Source organism: Stenotrophomonas sp. YJH_SMC_94-11, assembly GCF_059370435.1.
The window spans coordinates 132,558-152,388 of sequence record NZ_JCAFTR010000002.1 but is presented as its reverse complement, the minus strand read 5'-3'; the positions used below and the strand labels follow the sequence as shown (position 1 = coordinate 152,388).

General features: G+C 65.9%; 16 protein-coding genes. 4 read left to right on the top strand and 12 right to left on the bottom strand.

Annotated features, from left to right (window positions below; translation table 11 throughout):
* Position 1: 1 nt before the first annotated feature.
* The 9 genes from AC5P74_RS04950 to AC5P74_RS04910 all read right to left on the bottom strand — a co-directional run bounded on the left by AC5P74_RS04950 (position 2) and on the right by AC5P74_RS04910 (position 12,965).
* Entirely contained in the window at positions 2–3,169 is a 3,168-nt protein-coding gene (locus tag AC5P74_RS04950; RefSeq protein WP_346607546.1) for a discoidin domain-containing protein, read from the bottom strand.
* Positions 3,166–4,002, bottom strand: a complete 837-nt coding sequence (locus AC5P74_RS04945; protein ID WP_005417620.1) for a carbohydrate ABC transporter permease — start codon at positions 4,000–4,002, stop codon at positions 3,166–3,168. Before AC5P74_RS04945 ends, AC5P74_RS04950 begins: the two co-directional genes overlap by 4 nt.
* Entirely contained in the window at positions 3,999–4,880 is an 882-nt protein-coding gene (locus AC5P74_RS04940) for a carbohydrate ABC transporter permease (protein ID WP_005410323.1), read from the bottom strand. Before AC5P74_RS04940 ends, AC5P74_RS04945 begins: the two co-directional genes overlap by 4 nt.
* The gene (locus AC5P74_RS04935; RefSeq protein ID WP_053497855.1) at positions 4,877–6,217 is read right to left on the bottom strand and encodes a sugar ABC transporter substrate-binding protein; all 1,341 of its coding nucleotides are present in this window, start codon (positions 6,215–6,217) and stop codon (positions 4,877–4,879) included. The genes AC5P74_RS04940 and AC5P74_RS04935 overlap by 4 nt, the downstream gene beginning before the upstream one ends.
* 4 nt (positions 6,218–6,221) lie before the next feature.
* Positions 6,222–7,826: a glucoamylase family protein gene (locus AC5P74_RS04930; protein ID WP_005417626.1), complete on the bottom strand. Its 1,605-nt coding sequence runs from the start codon at positions 7,824–7,826 to the stop codon at positions 6,222–6,224.
* A gap of 248 nt (positions 7,827–8,074) precedes the next feature.
* Positions 8,075–11,131 carry a TonB-dependent receptor gene (locus tag AC5P74_RS04925; RefSeq protein WP_049414530.1) on the bottom strand — a complete coding sequence of 1,019 codons (3,057 nt, stop codon included), beginning with the start codon at positions 11,129–11,131 and terminating at the stop codon, positions 8,075–8,077.
* Positions 11,132–11,207: 76 nt separating this feature from the next.
* Complete coding sequence (locus AC5P74_RS04920) at positions 11,208–12,245, bottom strand: LacI family DNA-binding transcriptional regulator (protein ID WP_005417630.1); 1,038 nt, start codon at positions 12,243–12,245, stop codon at positions 11,208–11,210.
* A gap of 148 nt (positions 12,246–12,393) precedes the next feature.
* A complete protein-coding gene (locus AC5P74_RS04915) occupies positions 12,394–12,669 on the bottom strand; it encodes a BolA family protein (RefSeq protein ID WP_005417632.1) in 276 nt (91 codons plus the stop codon).
* Positions 12,666–12,965: a YciI family protein gene (locus AC5P74_RS04910; protein WP_005417634.1), complete on the bottom strand. Its 300-nt coding sequence runs from the start codon at positions 12,963–12,965 to the stop codon at positions 12,666–12,668. Before AC5P74_RS04910 ends, AC5P74_RS04915 begins: the two co-directional genes overlap by 4 nt.
* A 374-nt stretch (positions 12,966–13,339) precedes the next feature.
* Here AC5P74_RS04910 and AC5P74_RS04905 point away from each other — a divergent pair, with 374 nt between their 5' ends.
* From AC5P74_RS04905 to AC5P74_RS04890, 4 genes are all read left to right on the top strand, one after another.
* Positions 13,340–14,245, top strand: a complete 906-nt coding sequence (locus AC5P74_RS04905; protein ID WP_053497857.1) for a segregation and condensation protein A — start codon at positions 13,340–13,342, stop codon at positions 14,243–14,245.
* Between the two features lie 13 nt (positions 14,246–14,258).
* Positions 14,259–15,134: an SMC-Scp complex subunit ScpB gene (gene scpB / locus AC5P74_RS04900; protein WP_053497859.1), complete on the top strand. Its 876-nt coding sequence runs from the start codon at positions 14,259–14,261 to the stop codon at positions 15,132–15,134.
* Positions 15,127–16,749: a pseudouridine synthase gene (locus tag AC5P74_RS04895; protein ID WP_346607547.1), complete on the top strand. Its 1,623-nt coding sequence runs from the start codon at positions 15,127–15,129 to the stop codon at positions 16,747–16,749. The genes scpB and AC5P74_RS04895 overlap by 8 nt, the downstream gene beginning before the upstream one ends.
* A 208-nt stretch (positions 16,750–16,957) precedes the next feature.
* A complete protein-coding gene (locus tag AC5P74_RS04890; protein WP_495204843.1) occupies positions 16,958–17,200 on the top strand; it encodes a protein L in 243 nt (80 codons plus the stop codon).
* Between the two features lie 86 nt (positions 17,201–17,286).
* Here AC5P74_RS04890 and AC5P74_RS04885 read toward each other — a convergent pair whose 3' ends face one another.
* The 3 genes from AC5P74_RS04885 to AC5P74_RS04875 all read right to left on the bottom strand — a co-directional run bounded on the left by AC5P74_RS04885 (position 17,287) and on the right by AC5P74_RS04875 (position 19,794).
* Complete coding sequence (locus AC5P74_RS04885) at positions 17,287–17,721, bottom strand: hypothetical protein (protein ID WP_053497861.1); 435 nt, start codon at positions 17,719–17,721, stop codon at positions 17,287–17,289.
* A gap of 103 nt (positions 17,722–17,824) precedes the next feature.
* Entirely contained in the window at positions 17,825–18,631 is an 807-nt protein-coding gene (locus AC5P74_RS04880) for an amidohydrolase (protein ID WP_111176245.1), read from the bottom strand.
* Between the two features lie 14 nt (positions 18,632–18,645).
* Entirely contained in the window at positions 18,646–19,794 is a 1,149-nt protein-coding gene (locus AC5P74_RS04875) for a pyridoxal phosphate-dependent aminotransferase (protein ID WP_495204844.1), read from the bottom strand.
* Between the last annotated feature and the right edge of the window lie 37 nt (positions 19,795–19,831).

Below are 19,831 nucleotides of genomic sequence, written 5' to 3'. Positions count from 1 at the left end.
GTTACTGCCCCTTGCGCTCGGCGCGGCGCACCGCGCCCGGTACATCGATCTCGACCCGCGCCGGCAGCTGGTGCACGTGCAGTTCCCTGTTGGTCCATTCGGCCGCTTCGCCGTTGATGGTCGCCTCACCCGGATCACCGGCGTACGGCCACGGCAAGACCACGCCACCGACCGGTGGCACCAGGCCCGGCTGCACCTCCAGCACCAGCTGCTTGTCGCTGCGCTGCAGGTGGTAGTTGAGCTGGCCCTGCGGCGTGCGCAGGCCCTGCACGGCGATGCCCTCGCCCTGCAGCCAGGCGGTCGGAATGCCGGCGGCCAATACCAGCGCATCGTCCATGTCACGGCTGTAGGCGAACATGTCCAGGGCCGAGCGCACGAAGTCCGAGGCCACCCAGGCATGCGGCAGGTCACCGACGAAGAACGGCTTGCGTGGCGTGCGCGAGACCACTTCGGCCCACTGGTTCCAGGCCTGCGGCGTACGGTCCTTGAAGAAGAACTCAGTCGCCTGCCAGGCGCGATCGCGCCAGCCGAGGCGGACGAAGGCGGCCACGTTGCGCCACTCGTAGGGCGTGTAGTCCTTCCACTCGCGCTTGCCATCGCGACGGGCCACGAACTCCTTCCAGTAGCGCTCGAAGGTGGCATCGAGCGCCTGCTGCGGAAGGCGCCCCTGTTCACCGCCCGGAGCCAGCGCGATGGTGGTCGAGGTCGCATCGAAATCGCCCAGCTCGGCCGAGCCCGGCAGGTAATCGATGTTGTGCTGCTGCATCGCCGACAGCAGCGAGGCCTGCAGGTCATCACGGAACTGGTCACGCGATTCGGCAATCTGCATGGCTTCGACCTTGCCCAGCTGGGCCGCCAGCGATGCCGCATCCTTGTAGCCGCGCAACGCCCAGAAATTGTCCCAGTACGAATGCATCGGCTTGGCCGAATAGCCTTCATGGCTGATCGAGGCCGGCATCATCCCGTAGAACGCCGGATTGCGCGCCCGATTCTCGTCCGTGCGCTCGCTGGCGCGCAGTTGCTCCATGTAGTTGTAGGCGCCCTGCACATGCGGCCACATCAGTTCGGCGAAGGTGCTGTCACCGGTATAGCGCCCATATTCGGCAATGCTGTAGATCAGCTCGCCATGGCTGTCGTTCTCCGGCACCGGATCGCTGCCACGTGCATCGACACAGCACGGCACCTTGCCATTCTCGAACTGATAGGGCGCATACCAGTTGATGTAATCACGCACCGCATCACTGCGCCCCATGCGCAGAAGGCCCTCGGAAATCATCGCGCCATCGCGGATCCAGCTGCGCGCGTACGAGCGCGTGCCCGGCTGCAGGCGCGGGCCGACCCGCGAGATCAGCATGTGCGCCACGGCGGTGCGCAGGGTATCGACCAGTGCCTGGCCCGCAGCCGGTACCTGCAACGAGACCACCCCCAGCTTCTGCCGCCACTGCTCTGCGACCTGCGCCTGCGCCTTGGCCACATCCAGCGCCTGCGGCGCCCAGCCTCCGGTCTGTGGCAACACCACCGCCACTTCTCGGCTCTGGCCAGGCTCCAGCCTGATCGTATACAGCAGAGCACCGGACGCCATGCCGGTGCTGTCCTTCACCGCCGTGCTGGCCGGGTATTTCCCGGAGGCCAGATGCATCGCGTCGAGCTTGCCATCGAACGTGCTGGCGAAGCGCGCATCCGGCACCTGCAACGGATAGATGCGCGGCTCACCGTTGATGCGCACCAGCTGTTCGCCCACATCCAGCGCATCGATGCGGCTGAAGCCGCCGACGGTGTTGAGGAACTGGGTCGGCGGGTTCACCTGCCACGGCCGGATCGCCAGCGCCAGGGTGTACTCGTGCGCCACCTTGTCCGGATTGCTCAACCGGTAGCGGCCGATCAGCTGCGCGCGCTCCGGCGTGCCCTGCACGAAGCTGGTTACCGCCAGGCCTGCCTTCTCGTGCACCCAGTCGACATTGGCGATGGGCAGGTAGCGATCCTGCAGCGACTGGGTGATGGCCACCTTCGACCAGTCCAGCAACTTGCCGTCCACGCGGATGAACGGCTCGATACTGAAACTGCCCTTGGCCGGTTCCAGCGCACCGTCCTCGCTGATCAGTGCCTGCTCCTGGCCGCCATCGAGGCCAAGCAGGGTCCAGTACGGCTGTTCGCCCACATATGCGCGCGGCAGCGAGCCGCGCGGCAGGTCGGCCGCCACCGAGGACAGGAATGCGTTCGGCGTGGCCGCGAACGCCAGCGGCTTGAGCGTGATGTCACGGATGCCATAGCGCCAGTTCGGGCCATCGTGCAGATCGAAGCGCACGTAGCGCGCGTCGGTATCCGGCAGCGCCAGCCAGTCGCGGCCGCCCGCACCGCCGGCCACCTCGCGCACGGTGCGCCAGTCCCGGCCATCCTCGGACGTACGCACGGTGTAGCGATTGGCTTCCAGGTTCGGCAGCCAGTCAATCACCGCACCGCCGATCTCGCGGCTCTTGTGCAGGTCCAGGCTGATGGTCTGCTGCTTGACCCCGCCACTGATCCAGAACGTATCGCTCTTTCCGTCAATCATCCGGTCCTGCAGCGCGGTGGCGGTGTCGGCGATCACCGATGGCACCAGCGCCGAATCATCCTGCGGCGGCAGGCCCTGCAGGGTCAGCTTGTCGAAGCACACCGTGCCGCGGCCGCCGACCTTGCTGTAGATCGTGAACTCGACCGCAGCGCTGCGCGCCATCTCCTTCTCCGGCGACGGCCCCCACGCCTTGTCGATCTGGCGACGGCGGTATTCGACCGGCGTCCACGCCTTGGGGAAGCTGTAGCCCGGGCGATTGACCCACCAGACATTATCGCCGCTGGCATCGATCAGCTTGAACTGCAGGTCGTTGCCCGGCGAATCTCCCCGCAGCTGGAAGCCGAAGCGGTAGTTGGCCGGGTACTCGATGCCCAGCGCGCGGCGGATGCCGACGTAGCCCGACACCTTGTGGAAATCGTAGTCCAGGCACAGCGCGCGGCCGCCACCGGCACCGCTCACCGGCCGCAGCGAACCGCTGACCTGGTCGGACAGCACCAGCTTCCAGGCGCCGATGTCGTCGAAATCGTCCAGTACCTTCGGCGCCGGCAGTGCCGGTGGTGCGGCGATCGCCAGGGAAGTCCACAACAGGCCCAGTCCAACGGCGATCGCTCGCTTCATCCCTTGACGCTCCCCAGCAACAGACCTTGGATGTAGTAACGCTGCAGCACCAGGAACAGTGCCAGCACCGGAACCACGGTGACGACCGCGCCAGCCATCATCATTTCCACGTCCATGATGTGCTCGCGCGAGAGGGTGGCCAGCGCCACCGGCAAAGTGTAGTGCTCCTGGTCGGTCAACACGATCAGCGGCCACATGAAATCGTTCCATGCACCCATGAAGGTGAAGATCGCCAGGGTCACCAGTACCGGCTTGAGCATCGGCAGCACGATCTGGAAGAAGATGCGCAGCTCCCCCGCGCCGTCGATGCGCGCCGCTTCAAGCAGCTCGTCCGGGATCGAACGCGCGTACTGGCGCACCAGGAAGATGCCGAACACGCTGGCCAGCGCCGGCACGATCACTCCGCCAAAGCTGTTGACCAGGCCCAGCTGCTTCATCAGCAGGAACAGCGGCAGCATCGCCACCTGCGCCGGAATCACCAGCGCTGCCATCAGCACCTGGAACAGGCGCTCGCGGCCGACGAAGTTGAGCTTGGCGAAGGCGTAGCCGGCCATGGTGTTGAGCAGCAGCGAACCCAGCGTGATAGCCAGCGACACCAGCAGGCTGTTGGCGAAGTTGCCGCCCATGCCGGTGCGCGCGAACAGCTCGTGGTAGTTGTGCGTGGTGATGCTCGAAGGCAGCAGTGGCGGCGGGAAATGACTGGCCTCGCCCTGCGGCATGAACGAGACCGAGAGCATCCACAGCAGCGGTGCAAGGCTGACCAGGGCCAGCACCAGCAGCGCACCATTGATCATCCACGGATACCAGCGCGACTGGCCGATTTCACGACTCATACCAACTGCCTCTTGCGACCGAAACGCAGCATCACGGTGGTCACCGCCAGGATGATCAGGAACAGCAGGAACGCTACAGCCGATGCGCGTCCCAGGTTCCACCACTTGAAGCCTTCCTCGAACATGAAATACAGCACGCTGACGGTGCTCTGCAGTGGATCGCCGCGGGTCATGACGTACGGCTCGGCGAACAGCTGGAAGTAGCCGGACACGGTGATCACCCCGACCACCAGCAGTACCGGGCCGAGCATCGGCAGGGTGATGTGCAGGAACTGCTTCCAGCGCGAAGCACCGTCGATGCGCGCGGCTTCGTACAGGTCATGCGGGATCGCCTGCAGGCCGGCGAGGAAGATCACCATGTTGTAACCGAAGTTCTTCCACACCGCGAACAGCATGATGGTCGGCATTGCCCAGTTGGGATCACCCAGCCAGTCGATCGGACTGATACCCAGGTGGCCCAGCCCGTAGTTCACCAGGCCATAGCTGGTATGGAACAGGTAGCGCCAGATCACCGCCACCGCCACCAGCGTGGTCACCACCGGCGCGAACAGTGCCGTACGGAACAGCGCCTTGAAGCGCGCGGCCGGTGCGTTGAGCAGCATGGCCGCGCCCAGCGACACGCCGATCGACAACGGTACGCCGATCAACACGAAGTAGGTGGTGTTCCACAGCGACTTCCAGAACATCGGCGTCTGCAGCAGGTCGATGTAGTTCCCCAGGCCGACGAAGCGCAGGTTGCTGCTGTCGGCCAGTGCATAGAGGTCGAAGTCAGTCACGCTCAGCGCCAGCGCCGAGGCGACCGGCAGGCCGAAGAACACGCCCAGCACGATCAGCGAGGGGCCGGCGAAGATCCAGCCGGCCAGCGAAGTACGTTTCATTGCGCGCTCCCGGCGGCCACTGCGCTGCTCGAGCGCGGCGACGGCGCGCGCTCCTGCAGGCGTTGTTGTTCATGCATCCAGCGGCGCTTGGCCAGCACCTTGTCCACGCGCTGGTCCAGTTCGGCCACGGCCTTGTCCTGCGGCAGGCCACCGCGCACGACCTTCTCGGTGACAATGCGCATTTCCTGCACGATGCGCTCCCATTCGAGCACCTTCGGCGTCGGCTTGACCCGCTCCAGCTGATCACGGAACGCGGCGGCCAGTGGATCGTTGGCCAGCGACGGCGCGTTCCAGGCACTGCGGCGCGGCGGCAGATCGCCGATGATCGAATGGAAGCGTGCCTGGATTTCCGGGCGCGACAGGAATTCGATCAGCTTCCAGGACGCCTCCTTCTGCTGCGATTTGCGGAAGATCACCAGGCTGGTGCCACCGGCGATGCCCGCGCCCGGACCGTCCGGCCCCGGCAGCGCAGCGGTGCCCCACTGTCCTTCCAGTTCCTTCGGCTGCAGTTTCTTGAACTCGCGGATGTTCCAGGGACCGGAGATGTAGAACACGTTGAAGCCGCGGAAGAATTCATCCCAGACGTTGGAGATCTGTGTCTCGGACATCTTCGGCGCCCAGCCCTGCTCGAACATGTTGGCGTAGAAGGACAGCGTGCGGCGGAACCCCGGGCTGGCGAAATTGCCGCGGGTATCGTCGTCGCGCAGCAGCGGATCGGGCTGCTGCAGGGCCAGCGACAGCTGCTGCTCGAACTCATTGATCGGCATCAGCACCGCGTAGCGGTTCGGGCCCTGCATGCGCTTGATCGCCGCCATCTGCTCCTCCCACTCCGGCCACGTGCGCGGCGGGTGGTCGTAGCCGGCCTTGGCCAGCAGGTCCTTGCGGTAGTAGATCAGGCGCGTATCGACGTACCACGGCACGCCGACCAGCTCACCGTGGATCACGTTGGTGTCCCAGATGCCCTGGAAGTAATCTTTCGGGTCGACCACGGTGGAGCGCTGCACGAACGGCTGCAGCGGGGTCAATGCATCGAGTTCGGCGAACTCCGGCACCCAGGTATTGCCGAGCTGGCACACGTCCGGCAGTCCGTCGGCAGCGAACGCGGTCAGCAGCTTTTCGTGCGCGGCGGTCCACGGGATGTTCTGCACATCCACCTTGATGCCGGGATTTTCGGCCTCGAACTCGTGGATCAGCTCGCTGACCACCTCGGCTTCGCGGCCCATCGCCCAGAAGCGCACGGTGGTGGTGCCCGGTTCGGTGCGGGCGCAGCCGGCCACGGCCAGGGCGGCCAGGGCAGGCAGCGCCCAGCGGCGCAGGCGGTCGATCCAGTTCGGCATCAGGTTACTTGCCCTGGCCTGTGGTGCGGTTGGCATTGTTCTTCTGTTCCTGCGCGGCAGCCGCGCGTGATTCGGCGATACCCACCGCGCGTGCTGCCGCGGCCTTTTCGTCCTTCTGCAGTTCCAGCGGCTGGAACGACCCTTCCGGCGCCAGCCAGCCGCCGCTGAATCCGGCCCGCTCCAGGCCCTTGCGGATGTACGGATTCTTCTTCATCACTTCCCAGACGAAGTCGTTGCGGTAGTTGGCGATCATGGTCAGGATCGGCCCCTGGTCGATGGCGATGTAGTCGCTGGCGACCCAGCCGCGATCCGGTACCAGGCGACCGGTCTTGATCGGGATGTCATAGTTGAAGCTGGGATTGAACGAATCCAGGAAGCCGTAGCTGGAATAGATGTAGTCCCCGTAACGCTTGTGCATTTCCAGCGTGGCCGGGATCACCTGCTCGGGCGCGAACACCACCGAGGCGATCGCCGCAGTCGGGGCAATGGTGCCGTCATCGAAGTTCTCGCGCAGGCCGGCGCCGCGCGAGGAGTAATGGCGGAACTGGCGCTGTTCGCCGCGGTACTCCTGCGTGGTGTTCTGCGGGCCATCACTGGCGGTCAGGCCCCAGACGTTCTCGCCATAGTCCTTCCACTGCATCGGGTTGGCGATGGCGTATTCGCGCTGGGCCAGTGCGGCCGAGCGGCTGTTGAGGAAATAGGTGCTGCCGCGCTCGCGCATGTACGCGTCCTGGATATCGCGGAAATCGATCCAGACGTGGCTGTACTGGTGGCCGAACAGCGGGCCGAAGGACAGGTATTCCTGGCCCTGGTAGACACCCCAGTCGTTGTCATAGGTGCGCGTCCACACCGTCCACGCGTCCGGGCTGACCGGGTGCGTGGGCGAGCCCAGGGCGAGGATGTAGACCATCATCGCCTCGTTGTAGCCCATCCAGTCGTGGTCGATGAAGCCGCTCTCGGGGAACCAGCCCATCGAGATCAGCGGTGCACGCTGCTGCAGCCACGGCCAGTCGACCTTCTTGTACAAGGTATCGGCAATCTGGCGGATTTCCTTCTCGCGCGGATCGTCACCGTCGTAGTACGACTGCGCGAACAGCACGCCCATCATCAGCAGTGCGGTATCCACCGAGGACAGTTCGACCCAGCTGTCGTAGCGACGGCCTTCCTGCATGTCCAGGAAGTGATAGTAGAAACCCTTGTAGCCCGCCTTGCCGGTGCGCTGCGGGCCCATCGGCACGTCGCGGAAGAATTTCAGGGTGGTCAGGGTCCGGTCGATCGCCTGGTTGCGGCTGACCCAGCCGTTCTCGATACCGATGGGATAGGCGGTCAGCGCGAAACCCACCGACGCGATGCTGGCGAACGGCCGCGACGGATAGCGGTCCGGGGTCAGGCCATTGATCTCGTTGGTGGTGTCCCAGAAGAACTGGAAGGTGCGGCGCTCGATGTCATCGAACAGCGGCGGCAGCTCCGGCTTCATCGGCCGCGGCGGTGCATCGGCCTCGATCAGGATCACCGGCGGACGCGGCTTGGCAGGCTCCTGCTGGGCCGGCTGGCAGGCGGCGACGGCCAGGCTCAACGCTGCCGCGGACAACAGATGGCGTGCCTGCATGGCGCGGTTCCTCCGGTGGTCTGATCGATGGGAAAGCATACCGTCCAATGATCTGAAATCGTTTACAAGATGCGCTCTTAAAAAACCACGAAAAACGTGGTTTGACACCGCGATCATTGCCCACGCCGCTGCCCCCTGCCCGGCAGCGGCGTGGGCAATGGACCGGCACGGGGCCGGCCATTGCCGTTTTCACACGATCGATGCCGCCGGCGAGCCGGCGGCATCGGGTCATGCATCACCGCCCAGGCTTAGAAGCGGAAGCCCACTTCGGCCTTGACCTGGCGTGGCGTACCGATGATGTCGCCGGTCTCGTTGTAGCTGGCCTGCAGCTTGCCGTTGGTCTTGACGTAGTTGTAGGTGGAGAAGTTGTCGAAGTTGAACACGTTGATGATGTCCAGGCGGGCGTACAGCTCGGTGTTGCCCGCCAGCTTGAACGTCTTCGTCGCCTGCAGGTCGACCGAACGGTAGCCGAAGATCTTGCCACCCACCAGGAACTTGCCGGTGGCGTTGGGCACGGCCGCCTGCGGAGTCGGCAGGGTGTAGCCGCTGGCCTGCATCACCGGGTACCAGTCGTTGACGGCGGTCGGGGTGGCCAAGGTGATCTTGCCGCCGAAGGTGATGCCCCAGAAGCCCGCGTACGAACCGGTCACCACCAGGCGGTGGCGCGGTGCGCCGTTGGAGCGGATGGTCGGGTAATCACCGATCAGACCGCGATCAAAGGCGTACTTCTCGTTGATGTCGCGGTTGTGGCGCGCGGTGGTCCAGGTATAGGCGATCGAGGTGCCCCAGCCGCTTTCCTTGGTGAACGGCTTCTGCGCCGACAGCAGGACCTGGGTGGCACGGGTCTTGATGCCCTGCTGGCCGATGATCAGGCTGCCGAAGCCCGGTACGTTGCAGCTCCAGGCCTGGCTCAGGCCCGGGGAGGTGCCACCGCACAGGCGCGGATCATCGAAGAACTGGCCGGTCGGATAGCGGTTGCCCAAGGTGAAGGCGAAGCCGTCGTAGCTCAAGGTACGAGCGATGGTGGCGTCGGTCAGCCAGTCGCCGATCTGGTTGCTCATGCCCAGGCTGAACTGGTCCGAGTACGGCGCCTTCAGCTTGTTGTTCAGCAGGTCCACTTCCAGGCCGGCATTGCTGGTCGCGCCGACCAGTGCCTGCAGGTTGCCGATGCCGTTGAGCAGGTTCGGGTTCCAGTCATAGCAGGCAGCCTGGCCGTTGATGCAGGCGCCGGTGGCCGGGTTGCGGAAGTAGATGGTCGGCTGCGGCAGGGCCAGCTTGGTGGTTTCCAGCTGCAGGTTGTCGAACAGGTCGCGGTCGTAGGAACGGCCGGCACCACCGTGGATCACGTGCTGCTCGTCGGCATTGATGTCATACGAGAAGCCCAGGCGCGGCTGCCAGGCATCCTTGAATGCCTTGCGGTTGTGACCGTTGCTGATGTAGTCGCTGATGTCCAGGCCGCCCAGTGCCAGCGAATCGGCATAGGTCTGGCCGGCGGGAGCGCGCGGATCCTGCGAATAGATGGCGTCGACCACCTGCTGCGGGGTCACGAAGTCCAGGTAGGACGGGGTCTTTTCGTAGTCCCAGCGCAGGCCGATGTTCAGCTGCAGGTGGTCGTTGACCTGCCAGTCGTCCTGGATGAACACGCCGTACTGCTTGGACTTCGAACGCACTTCGCCGGACACGCCGGTCACGCCGGTCACCGGCTTGACGAACTGCGCCTTGTACGGAATGGAATCGGGGAAGTCCGGATCACCCAGCGAGTAGGTGAAGGTCGGGTTGATCTGCGCCGCATCGGAAGCGTACAGGTCGATCTGCTTGTACTTCACGCCCATCTTGATGGTGTGATCGCCCGCCCACTGGATGCCATCCAGGGTCAGGTTGTCTTCGATCGACCAGCCCTTCTGGCCCTTCACCTGCGAATCCAGTGCCGAGGCGCCACCGATCTTCACGATGGTGCGGTCTTCGGGGCCGTCCGGTGCGGTGTAGGTGATGCCGTTGGCCAGCGTCAGTGGGGTCGGGTTGTTGAACGAGTCTTCGTGGGTGACCATCAACTCGTTGTAGTAGCGCTCACCGCTGTGGTTCCAGCGCAGGGCGTAACGACGGTCGGTGTTGACCACTTCACGGCCGGCTTCCGGCGAGGTCTGGCCACTGAACTGCGACTGGGTTTCGTCGCGGTCCTGGAAGGTCAGCTCGATGCGATCGTTGTCGGTCGGCTCGAAGTCGATCTTGCCGAAGATCAGGTCCTGCTGGAACGGCTGGCTGGCCGGGCCAAGGCCGGCGGCGCCGGCCGGCGGCAGCAGGCCGGCAGCGCCGGTGACCGCGCCATCCGGCGCGATGGTGACCGGCAGGTCGAAGCGCTTGGCTTCGTAGGTCACGAAGAAGTGCGCCTTGTCCTGGATGATCGGGCCGCCCAGGGCGAAGCCGTATTCCTTCTCGGCCGAGACCATCTTCTCCTTGCCACCCTGGCGCTCGGCCGGGGTCTTGGCACGCATGTCTTCATCGGTGTAGCGGTAGAACGCCTCACCCTTGAACTCATTGGTGCCGGACTTGGTTGCAGCCGTCACGGCGGCGCTCGACACCTGGCCATACTCGGCCTTGTAGTTGCCGCTGATGACCTTGTATTCGCCAATGGCCAGCTGCGGGAACGGGTTACCGGCGCTGCCGGACTGGCCGGCCACGCCGCCGCCCTTGACGTAGCTCTTCTGGCCCACGCCGTCGATGTAGACGTTGGTGCCATCTGCATTGGTGGCGCCGCCGCGCAGCGAGGTGTTGCCCTTGGCGTCGCGGGTGAAGATCAGGCCCGGCACCGCGTCAGCGAACTCCAGGAAGTTGCGCGACACCTGCGGGGTGGTCTGGATCTGCTGCAGGCTGACGGTCTTGCCGACTTCGGAGGTACGCACTTCCTGCAGCAGGGTCGGCGCGACAACGTTGACGGTGTCCAGGTTGGTGGCCGCGGTCGAACCCGGGGTGCTGCTGGCCGCGCCGGCGAAGTTCAGCGTCGCGGTCGAGGCTACGGTGACGGTGACCTTCTGGGTCTGGCCGTTGGCGACCACGTTGTACGTGCCCGGATCCAGGCCCATCAGCGAGTAGCTGCCGTCGGCGCGGATGGTGCCACGGCGGACGGTACCGGTGGCGACGTTGGTGGCGGTCACTTCGGTGCCGGCCTGGGCACCGGCAACCTGGCCGCGCAGGCTGGCGTTGGCCGACTGCGCCATGACGTTGGGGGCGGCAGCCAGCATCAGGCAGCTGACCAGGGCGGTGCTCAGCAGCCGGCGCGCCGGCATGCGGAAGGTGGTATGCATCATCAACTCAATCTCCGGGTGGCGGTAACCGCTTGCGCGGTCCCTGCGATCAATCAAAAAAGAAGGAACGCCTCTGGCTTCAACGGCCGGATGGCGGAGTGGTGGAATCGCGAACAATCAAGCGGGGAACCAGGGTCTGCTTGTCCCCTGCCCCATCCGTGGAGGTGCCGTCCATCAACTGCATCAGACGCGTCATGGCCCGGTCGCCGAGCTCGGCGATGCTGACCTGCATGGTGGTCAGCGACGGGTGGACGAAACGCGCCAGTGGAATGTCATCGAAACCCGCCAAGGCCACATCGGCCGGGACGCGGACCCCTGCCTGCGTGAACGCATACAGGCAGCCCAGGGCCATCATGTCGTTGGCGGCGAATACGGCATCGGGCAGCGCTCCGGCTGCCAGCAACTCCTGACCGGCACGATGGCCGGAAGCTTCGTCGAAATCACCGGGCAACTCGATGCCTTCGGCGCCACCGCCAGAAGCCGCCAGCGCGTCACGGAAGCCGCGCAGGCGCTCGCGCGCGTCGAAGTTGAGGTCCGGGCCAGAAATGAATGCAATGCGCCGGTGACCAGCGTCGAGCAGGTGGCGGGTCATCGCCATTGCGCCGGCGTGGTCGTCGATGCTCAGCACCGGGTGGTCCTGCCCGGGCAGGTAGGTGTTGATCAACACCGTCGGCAACGACTGCGGCAGGTTGTCGGTCAGGAAGCCCGGGCTCTCGGCATAGGGCGAAAGCACCAGCAGGCCGTCGACGCGGCCGCGCATGGCACGCAGGGCGGCGCCCTGCTGTTCCTGGTCACCGTGGTAGCTGGACACCAGCAGGTGCTGGCGGCGGTTGCGGGCCACCCCGTCAATGCCGCGCATCAGCTCGGAGAAGAACTCGCCGTACAGGTCAGGCAGCACCACGCCCACCGTATTGGTGCGGCGGCTGCTCAGGCTGCGGGCGGCGGCGTGCGGGGTGTAACGCAGCCGTGCGGCCACCTCCAGCACAAGCTGGCGGACCGGTTCGGCGACATTTTCATGCCCGTTGAGCGCGCGGGAAACCGTGGCCACGGAGACCCGGGCTTCGCGTGCGACGTCTTTGATTGTGATAGCTGCCTTGTTCACGAAGCCGCCCTCCACGGCTTGGACCTACCAGCATTGGCGCGGAATGTAAGCGTTTCCATCCAGGCTTGTAAACAGTCCGTTAGGCGAATGTCCCGAAATGGACATGAAAACCTGTCCGTGGCGAGGCCATGAAGGACCCGCCAGGACAGCGTGGGACAAGGGCTCAGCCCTGTTCTGACGGGGTCTGCGCGCGGATGGACAACGCGTGGATATCGGTCTCCATCATCGACCCCAGCGCGGCATAGACCGCGCGGTGCCGGGCAAGCGGCCCCAGCCCGGCGAAGCGCTCACTGACCACATGCACGTTGAAATGGCCGCGCCCGTCGCGCGCACCGGCATGGCCGGCGTGACGATGGCTATCGTCCTCGATCTCCAGCACGCTCGGCGCCAGCGCCTGCTGCAGCGCATCACGGATCCGCTCGATCCGTTCCGCGTTCACGGCAGCACCTTGCGGAACGGGCGGACCTGCACGCGGGTGTAGACGCCTGCAGCCACGTACGGGTCGGCATCGGCCCAGGCCTGGGCCTGCGGCAGCGACTCGAACTGCGCGATCACCACCGAACCGCTGAAACCGGCCGGGCCCGGGTCTTCACTGTCCACCGCCGGGCACGGCCCGGCCAGCAGCAGGCGTCCCGCGTCGCGCAGCGCATGCAGCCGCGCCAGATGCTCCGGCCGCGCCTGCAGCCGCTGCGCCAGCACATCCTGGCCGTCATACCCTTCGATCACATACCACACCGGCATTTCCTCGCTTGCGTTGTCGGGTCCGCCGATTCTAGCCAATGCAGCCCCTGCCCCGGTCCGGCTGGACACTGGCGCAGCAAAGGCTTACCCTAGACTCCATTGCACGTGGCTGGATGCAGCAGCCCGTTGGTTTCTGCGGCCACGCAGCCCCCGACGACAGATCCGCTGCTTCAAACCGGACCACCTGGCCGGGCCACGTAGACGACCTCCCCGTAGTTCTGTCGCTGCCGTTTACTGCGGCGCGTCCTGCTGTTTGATATGTGTGGAATCGCGCCGATCCCGGCGCGTCTGGTGCCCTGGGGCTCCGTGGCGCTGGCCCGGCGAACCCGGTGCCGCGACTGGTCCGTTGCAATCCTGATGTCCATTAGATGACTTCCGAACTCGCGCTCGACGCGAACCTGCCAACCCGGCCGCCCGCCCCCCAGCAGCAGGAAATGCCGCTGGCCGTGGTGCATGGGCAACCGGTCCTGCAGATCCCGCAGGACCTGTACATCCCGCCGGACGCGCTGGAAGTCATCCTGGACGCCTTCGAAGGCCCGCTGGACCTGCTGCTGTACCTGATCCGCCGCCAGAACCTGGATGTGCTGGACATTCCCGTGGCCGAAATCACCCGGCAGTACGTGGAATACATCACCGTGATGCGCGAGCTGCGCTTCGAGCTGGCGGCCGAGTACCTGGTGATGGCCGCGATCCTGGCCGAGGTGAAGTCGCGGATGCTGCTGCCGCGCCCGGTCAGCGAGGAAGGCGATGAGGCCGACCCGCGCGCCGAGCTGGTGCGCCGGCTGCAGGAGTACGAACGTTTCAAGCAGGCCGCCGAGGACATCGACGCCCTGCCCCGCCAGGACCGCGACACGACGGTGGCGCATGCCTTCATGCCCGAGCGCGCCACGGTGAAGCTGCCGCCGCCGGTGGACCTGAAGGAAATGCTGCTGGCCCTGCACGACGTGCTCAAGCGCGCCGAGCTGTTCAGCGGCCACGCCATCAAGCGCGAAGCACTGAGTGTGCGGCAACGCATGGGCGAAGTACTGGGACGCCTGGAAGACGGCAAGTTCTATCGTTTTGAAGGGCTGTTCACCGCCGAAGAAGGCAAGCTGGGCGTGCTTGTCACGTTCCTGGCGGTGCTGGAACTGGCCAAGGAGCAGTTGCTGGACATCGTCCAGGAAGAACCGCTGGCGCCGATCTACGTGAAGTCGCTGGCTGCTGGCAACACCAACGCGCCGCTGCAGTTCAGCAGCGAGTTTGACGACAACGACGCCGCCAATGCCAACGAGTGAGCGCTGACTGCCGATGGATCAATCGCTGATCGACCGCATTGTCGAGGGTGCCCTGCTGGCCTCCAGCCAGCCACTCACCCTGGCCCAGCTGAAGGACCTGTTTCCGGAAGAGGAACCGGCACCGCCGGGCAGCATCGAACGTGCGCTGGAGCGCCTGCGCGAGGCCTGCGAAGGTCGTGGCGTGGAACTGGTCGAGGTCGCCTCCGGCTTCCGCTACCAGGTCACCAGCGAAGTACATGGCTGGATCAGCCGGCTGTGGACCGAACGCAAGACCCGCTACACCCGCGCCACCCTGGAAACCCTGGCGCTGATCGCCTATCGGCAGCCGATCACCCGCGGCGAGATCGAGCAGGTGCGCGGCGTGGCGGTCAGCAGCAACATCATCCAGGCGCTGGAAGAACGCGAATGGATCCGCGTGGTCGGCCACCGCGACGTGCCCGGCAAGCCGGCGCTGTTCGGCACCACCAAGGGCTTCCTGGACTACTTCGGGCTGAAGCGGCTGGACGAACTGCCGCCGCTGTCGGAACTGAAGGACCTGGGCGAGCTGGAACCGCAGCTGGCCCTGGACCGTGATGCACCGGCCGTGGCCGGTGCCGAGGGTCCGGACATCTCGGCCAGCGCCGATGGCGTTGCCGCGAACGATGACGCCGGCCTGGCCGGCAGTGACACCCCCGATTCCGCCAATGCAGCCCCTGCATCGGCCTCCGATGAGCAAGCACCTTCGCCCCTCGATGATGGGCACCCCGATTCCGCGCCGGGCGAGCGCGCGGTGCCAGTGAACGAACGCGAAGACAACGCCGTCGCGATGACGACCGTGGCTGTTGACCAAGCCGATTCCGAACCAGAGGCCGACCTCGAAACCGTCGGCCGGAGCAAAACTGATGAGTGACACCCCCCGTAACAAGCTCTCGCTGAAGCGCGAAGCCACCTCCGAACAGTTCAAGCTGGAAGAGCGCCTGCACAAGGTGCTGGCCCAGGCCGGCCTCGGCTCGCGCCGCGCGCTGGAACAGCGCATCGCCGAAGGCCTGGTCAAGGTCAACGGTGAAGTCGCGCAGACCGGCATGTCGGTCAAGAGCGGCGACAGGATCGAACTGGATGGCCGCGGCTTCGTCGCCACTGCCCTGGCCGAGCCGTCGCGCGTGCTGGTCTACAACAAGCCGGAAGGCCAGGTGACCACCCGCGAAGATCCCGAAGGCCGCCCGACCGTGTTCGAGTCGCTGCCGCCGCTGAAGGGCGCGCGCTGGATCGCCATCGGCCGCCTGGACATCAACACCACCGGCCTGCTGCTGGCCACCACCGACGGTGAGCTGGCCAACGCCATGATGCACCCATCGTTCGAGGTCGAGCGCGAGTACGTGGTGCGCGTGCGTGCACCGGAAGGCGAGGAAAAGGTCTCCGACGCCATCGTCGACCGCCTCAGCCGTGGCGTCGCACTGGAAGACGGTCCGGCCAAGTTCGATGAGATCGAACGCATCGGCGGCACCGATTCTCACGACTGGTTCCGCGTCGTGGTGAAGGAAGGCCGCAACCGCGAAGTGCGCCGCCTGTGGGAATCGCAGGGCTGCCAGGTCAGCCGCCTGAAGCGCACACGCTATGGCAAGGTGAGCCTGCCGCGCGAACTGGCCCGTGGCCATTCGGTGGAACTGGGCACCGCTCAGGTGGAAGCGCTGCGTGCGCAGCTGAAGCTGGAAGAAGGCGCTCCGTCGGCATTGACGCTGCAGCCGGTGATCGGCCAGCGCCGCGCCGCAAAGACCACCGTGCGCGTGCGCGAAGGTGGCCGCGGCAATGCCTACGTCAATGGCCACAACACCGCTGACGAAGGTCGCGAGCTGCGCCGTTTCGACAACGTCCGCGAAGACCGCGGCCGTGGTCGCGGCGGCAAGGGTGGCGGCTTCAAGGGCGGCCTGACGGTCAGCGGTGAAGCAGCGGCCAAGCAGTCGCAGAAGCCGTTCAAGCAGCGCGCGCCGAAGAATGACCGTTCGCTGCCGGAAGGCAATCCGGCCGCGTTCCGCACCTGGTACGTGCCCGATGGCGTGAACACCGGCCCGAGCGGCCATCGCAATGCCGGCCCGGGCGCACGTGGCCCGGGTGCCCGTGGTCCGGGCGCAGGCGGCCAAGGCCGTCCGTACGGCAAGCCGAAGGGCCCGGGCGCCGGTGGCGGCCAGGGCCGTGGCGGTTTCGGTGGTGAAGGCCGTGGCGGCGCAGGCGGTCAGGGTCGTCCGGCCGGTGCCGGCAACCGCTCGCAGGGCCAGGGCAACAAGCACCCGTACGGTCATCCGGGCAACGCCCCGAGCTTCCCGTCCGACCATGCAACCCCGGGTTTCAACCCGTATGGCAGCCCAAAGCCGGCACAGGGCGCCCGTCCGGGCGGTCGTGGTCCGGGTGGTGGTGGCAACCGTGGCCCGGGCGGTAACCGTGGTCCCGGCGGTCCGGGGGGCCACCGTGGCCCCGGTGGCAACCGCGGTCCCGGCGGCCCGCGCCGTAGCGGCCCGCGCGGCGGCTGATCGGCAGCCACGTTGAAATGAGAACCCCGGCGCAGGCCGGGGTTTTTCTTTTTCTGGTGGGTCGATCCGTTGGCAGATCCACGCCATGCGCGGATGAAAAGCGTGAGCTAGGAATTCTTTGAAAACGTGCAATTAGTGCCATAGGTCGACGCGAGCAACGCGATGAACGCCTATCGTGAACCCTCACCCGCAACATGAGGCATTGACGATGGCGTGGTACATCGAAGCAGCGCACCTGCAGGCAGAGAAGGTCACACAGGTATGGACTGACACGCATGGCCCGGCCGAGAAGGTCCAGGCGTCAGGCATCTATCGGTGCAAGGGCTGCAAGCGTGAAGTGACGTGCAACAAGAACGATCCATTCCCGCCCCAATCCCATCACCAGCACGCGCCCCACGAGGGCGACATCCGCTGGAAGCTGATCGTGCGCACCAACACCGACGGCATCTGATACAAAAAGGGGACGGAGGGGATTAAGTCGTTTTTGCCTCAAAGGGGCGAAAGCGACTTAATCCCCTCCGTCCCCTTTTTTTGGGATCAGCGGCGGCTGATGGTGAAGGCGGCGCCGTCCACGCCCAGGTCCCAGCCCTTGCCGGTACCGGACAGGGCCAGCGAGATGTCGCCCTTGGTCATCACCTGCGCGTTGCTGGACTTCACGGCACCCGCATGCGCGCCAACCGAGGCGTAGGTGCCCAACAGCTCGTTGACGCTGACGGCGCCAGTGAAGCTGCCACGGCCATTGGTGATCTTCGACTTGCCCACAGTGAGGCCGCCGCCCTTCACTTCGATGCGCACCGGCAGGCTGGAGCCGTTGCTGCAGCTCACGGTGCCATTGCCGGAGGCGGTCTTGTAGATCAGCGACCAGCCGGACAGGTTGTAGCGCAGCTGGCAATCGAGATTGCCGGCGGCGTGCGCGGCCGGGGCCAGCGTCGCAGTAGACAGGGCCAGCAGCAGGGCGAAGGGCTTGTTCATGGCGGGACTTCCAGTTCGGTCGGACTGCCGGCGAATCTAGCAGCGCGCGCGTGCACGTTGGATGCAGGCGCGCGCGCTGGTGCGGCGGTGTTCAGGCCGCGGCTCAGGCCTGTTCGTCCAGGTGGAAGGCATCGGCATCGAGCATCGCCGGGAAACGCGCGCGATGCGCGGCCAAGGCATCGGCCGAGATGGTGGTGGTCACCACCTGTTCGCGTTCGCGGATCTCCACCTGCGGCTGGCCGAGGAAGTCGATCACCGCGCTGTCGCCGGCGTAGTGCAGCTGGTTGCCGTCCACGCCGACGCGGTTTACCGCCGCCACGAAGCACAGGTTCTCGATCGCGCGCGCGCGCAGCAAGGTCTTCCATGCATAGGCGCGCGCCGACGGCCAGTTGGCCACGAAGATCTGCAGATCGAAGTCCAGCTGCTGCGGACGCTCGACGTTGTAGCGGTTGCGGCAGAACACCGGGAAGCGCAGGTCGTAGCAGACCTGCGGATTGATCCGCCAGCCCTTCCATTCCACGCTCAGGCGCTCACGGCCGGCGGCATAACGCTCGTGCTCGCCGCCGTAGCGGAACAGGTGGCGCTTGTCGTAGTACTGCAGGTCACCATCGGGCGTGGCGAACAGCAGGCGGTTGTAGACGCCCTCGCCGTCGCGCAGCTGCACGCTGCCGATCACCGCGGCATTCAAGGCCTTGGCCTGCTCGCGTACCCAGGCCACGGTCGGGCCGTCCATGCCTTCGGCCTGGGCAATGGCCTCGTTGGAGAAACCACTGGTGAAGGTCTCCGGCAGGATCACCAGGTCGGTGCTGCCGGCCAGCGGCGCCAGCAGCGCGCCATAGTAGGCACGGTTGCCGGCCGGGTCGTGCCAGCGGGTGTCGCCCTGGACGAGGGAAATGCGCAGGTCCTGCATGTCTACGGCTCCGCTCACAGCAGGCGCAGGCGTTCGATCGCCGCGTCCATGGTCGCTTCGTTCTTGGCGAAGCACAGGCGCACCAGGCGCTGGCCGGCCGGAGGAGTCTCGTAGAACGGCGACAGCGGGATGGCGGTCACGCCCTTCTCGATGGTCAGCCACTTCACGAACTCATGATCCGGCAGGTCGCTGATGGCCGAGTAGTCGACCAGCTGGAAGTAGCCGCCCGGTACCGGCAGCGCCTTCAGGCGGGTGCTGGCCAGCTGCTCGCGGAAGCGGTCGCGCTTGGCCTGGTAGAACGCGCCCAGTTCCAGGTGGTGTTCCGGCTCATCGCGGATCATCGCGGCGAAACCGTACTGCGCCGGGCCGAAGCTGGTGAAGGTGTTGTACTGGTGCACCTTGCGGAACTCGGCGGTCAGCGCCGGCGGCGCGATCGCATAACCGATCTTCCAGCCGGTGCAGTGGTAGGTCTTGCCGAAGCTGGAGATCACGAATGCGCGCTCGCGCAGCTCCGGGTAGAGCAGCGCCGACTCATGGCGACGGCCGTCGTAGATGATGTGCTCATACACTTCATCGGAAATCAGGTAGATCTGCGTGCCGCGCAGCAGTTCGGCCAGCGCCTGCATGTCCTGCGCCGACAGCATCGCGCCGGACGGATTGTGCGGGGTGTTGACGATCAACATGCGGGTGCGCGGGGTGATCGCTGCACGCACGCGGTCCCAGTCGACCGCAAACGTCTGCGGATCGAGCGACACATGCACGGCCTTGGCGCCAGCCAGGTCGATCGCCGGTTCGTAGCAGTCATACGCCGGGTCGAGCACGATCACTTCCTCGCCCGCACGCACCACGGCGTGGATGGCGTTGAAGATCGCCTCGGTGCCGCCGCTGGTGACGGTGATCTCGCTGTCCGCATCGACCTGCGCGCCGTAGCAGTCCAGCGCCTTCTGGGCGATGGCCTGGCGCAGCGGGGCCACGCCGGTCATCGGCGGGTACTGGTTCAGCCCGGCGGCCATCGCCTTGGCAGTCTCATCGATCAGGCGCTGCGGCGCGGAAAAGTCCGGGAAACCCTGGCCCAGGTTGACCGCGCCGTGTTCGGCGGCGAGCTGGGACATCACGGTGAAGATCGTGGTACCGACCTTGGGCAGCTTGGTGGTGGGTTGCATCGGCCTGGAGTCTGGGGGAACGAGGCCCAGAAGTGTA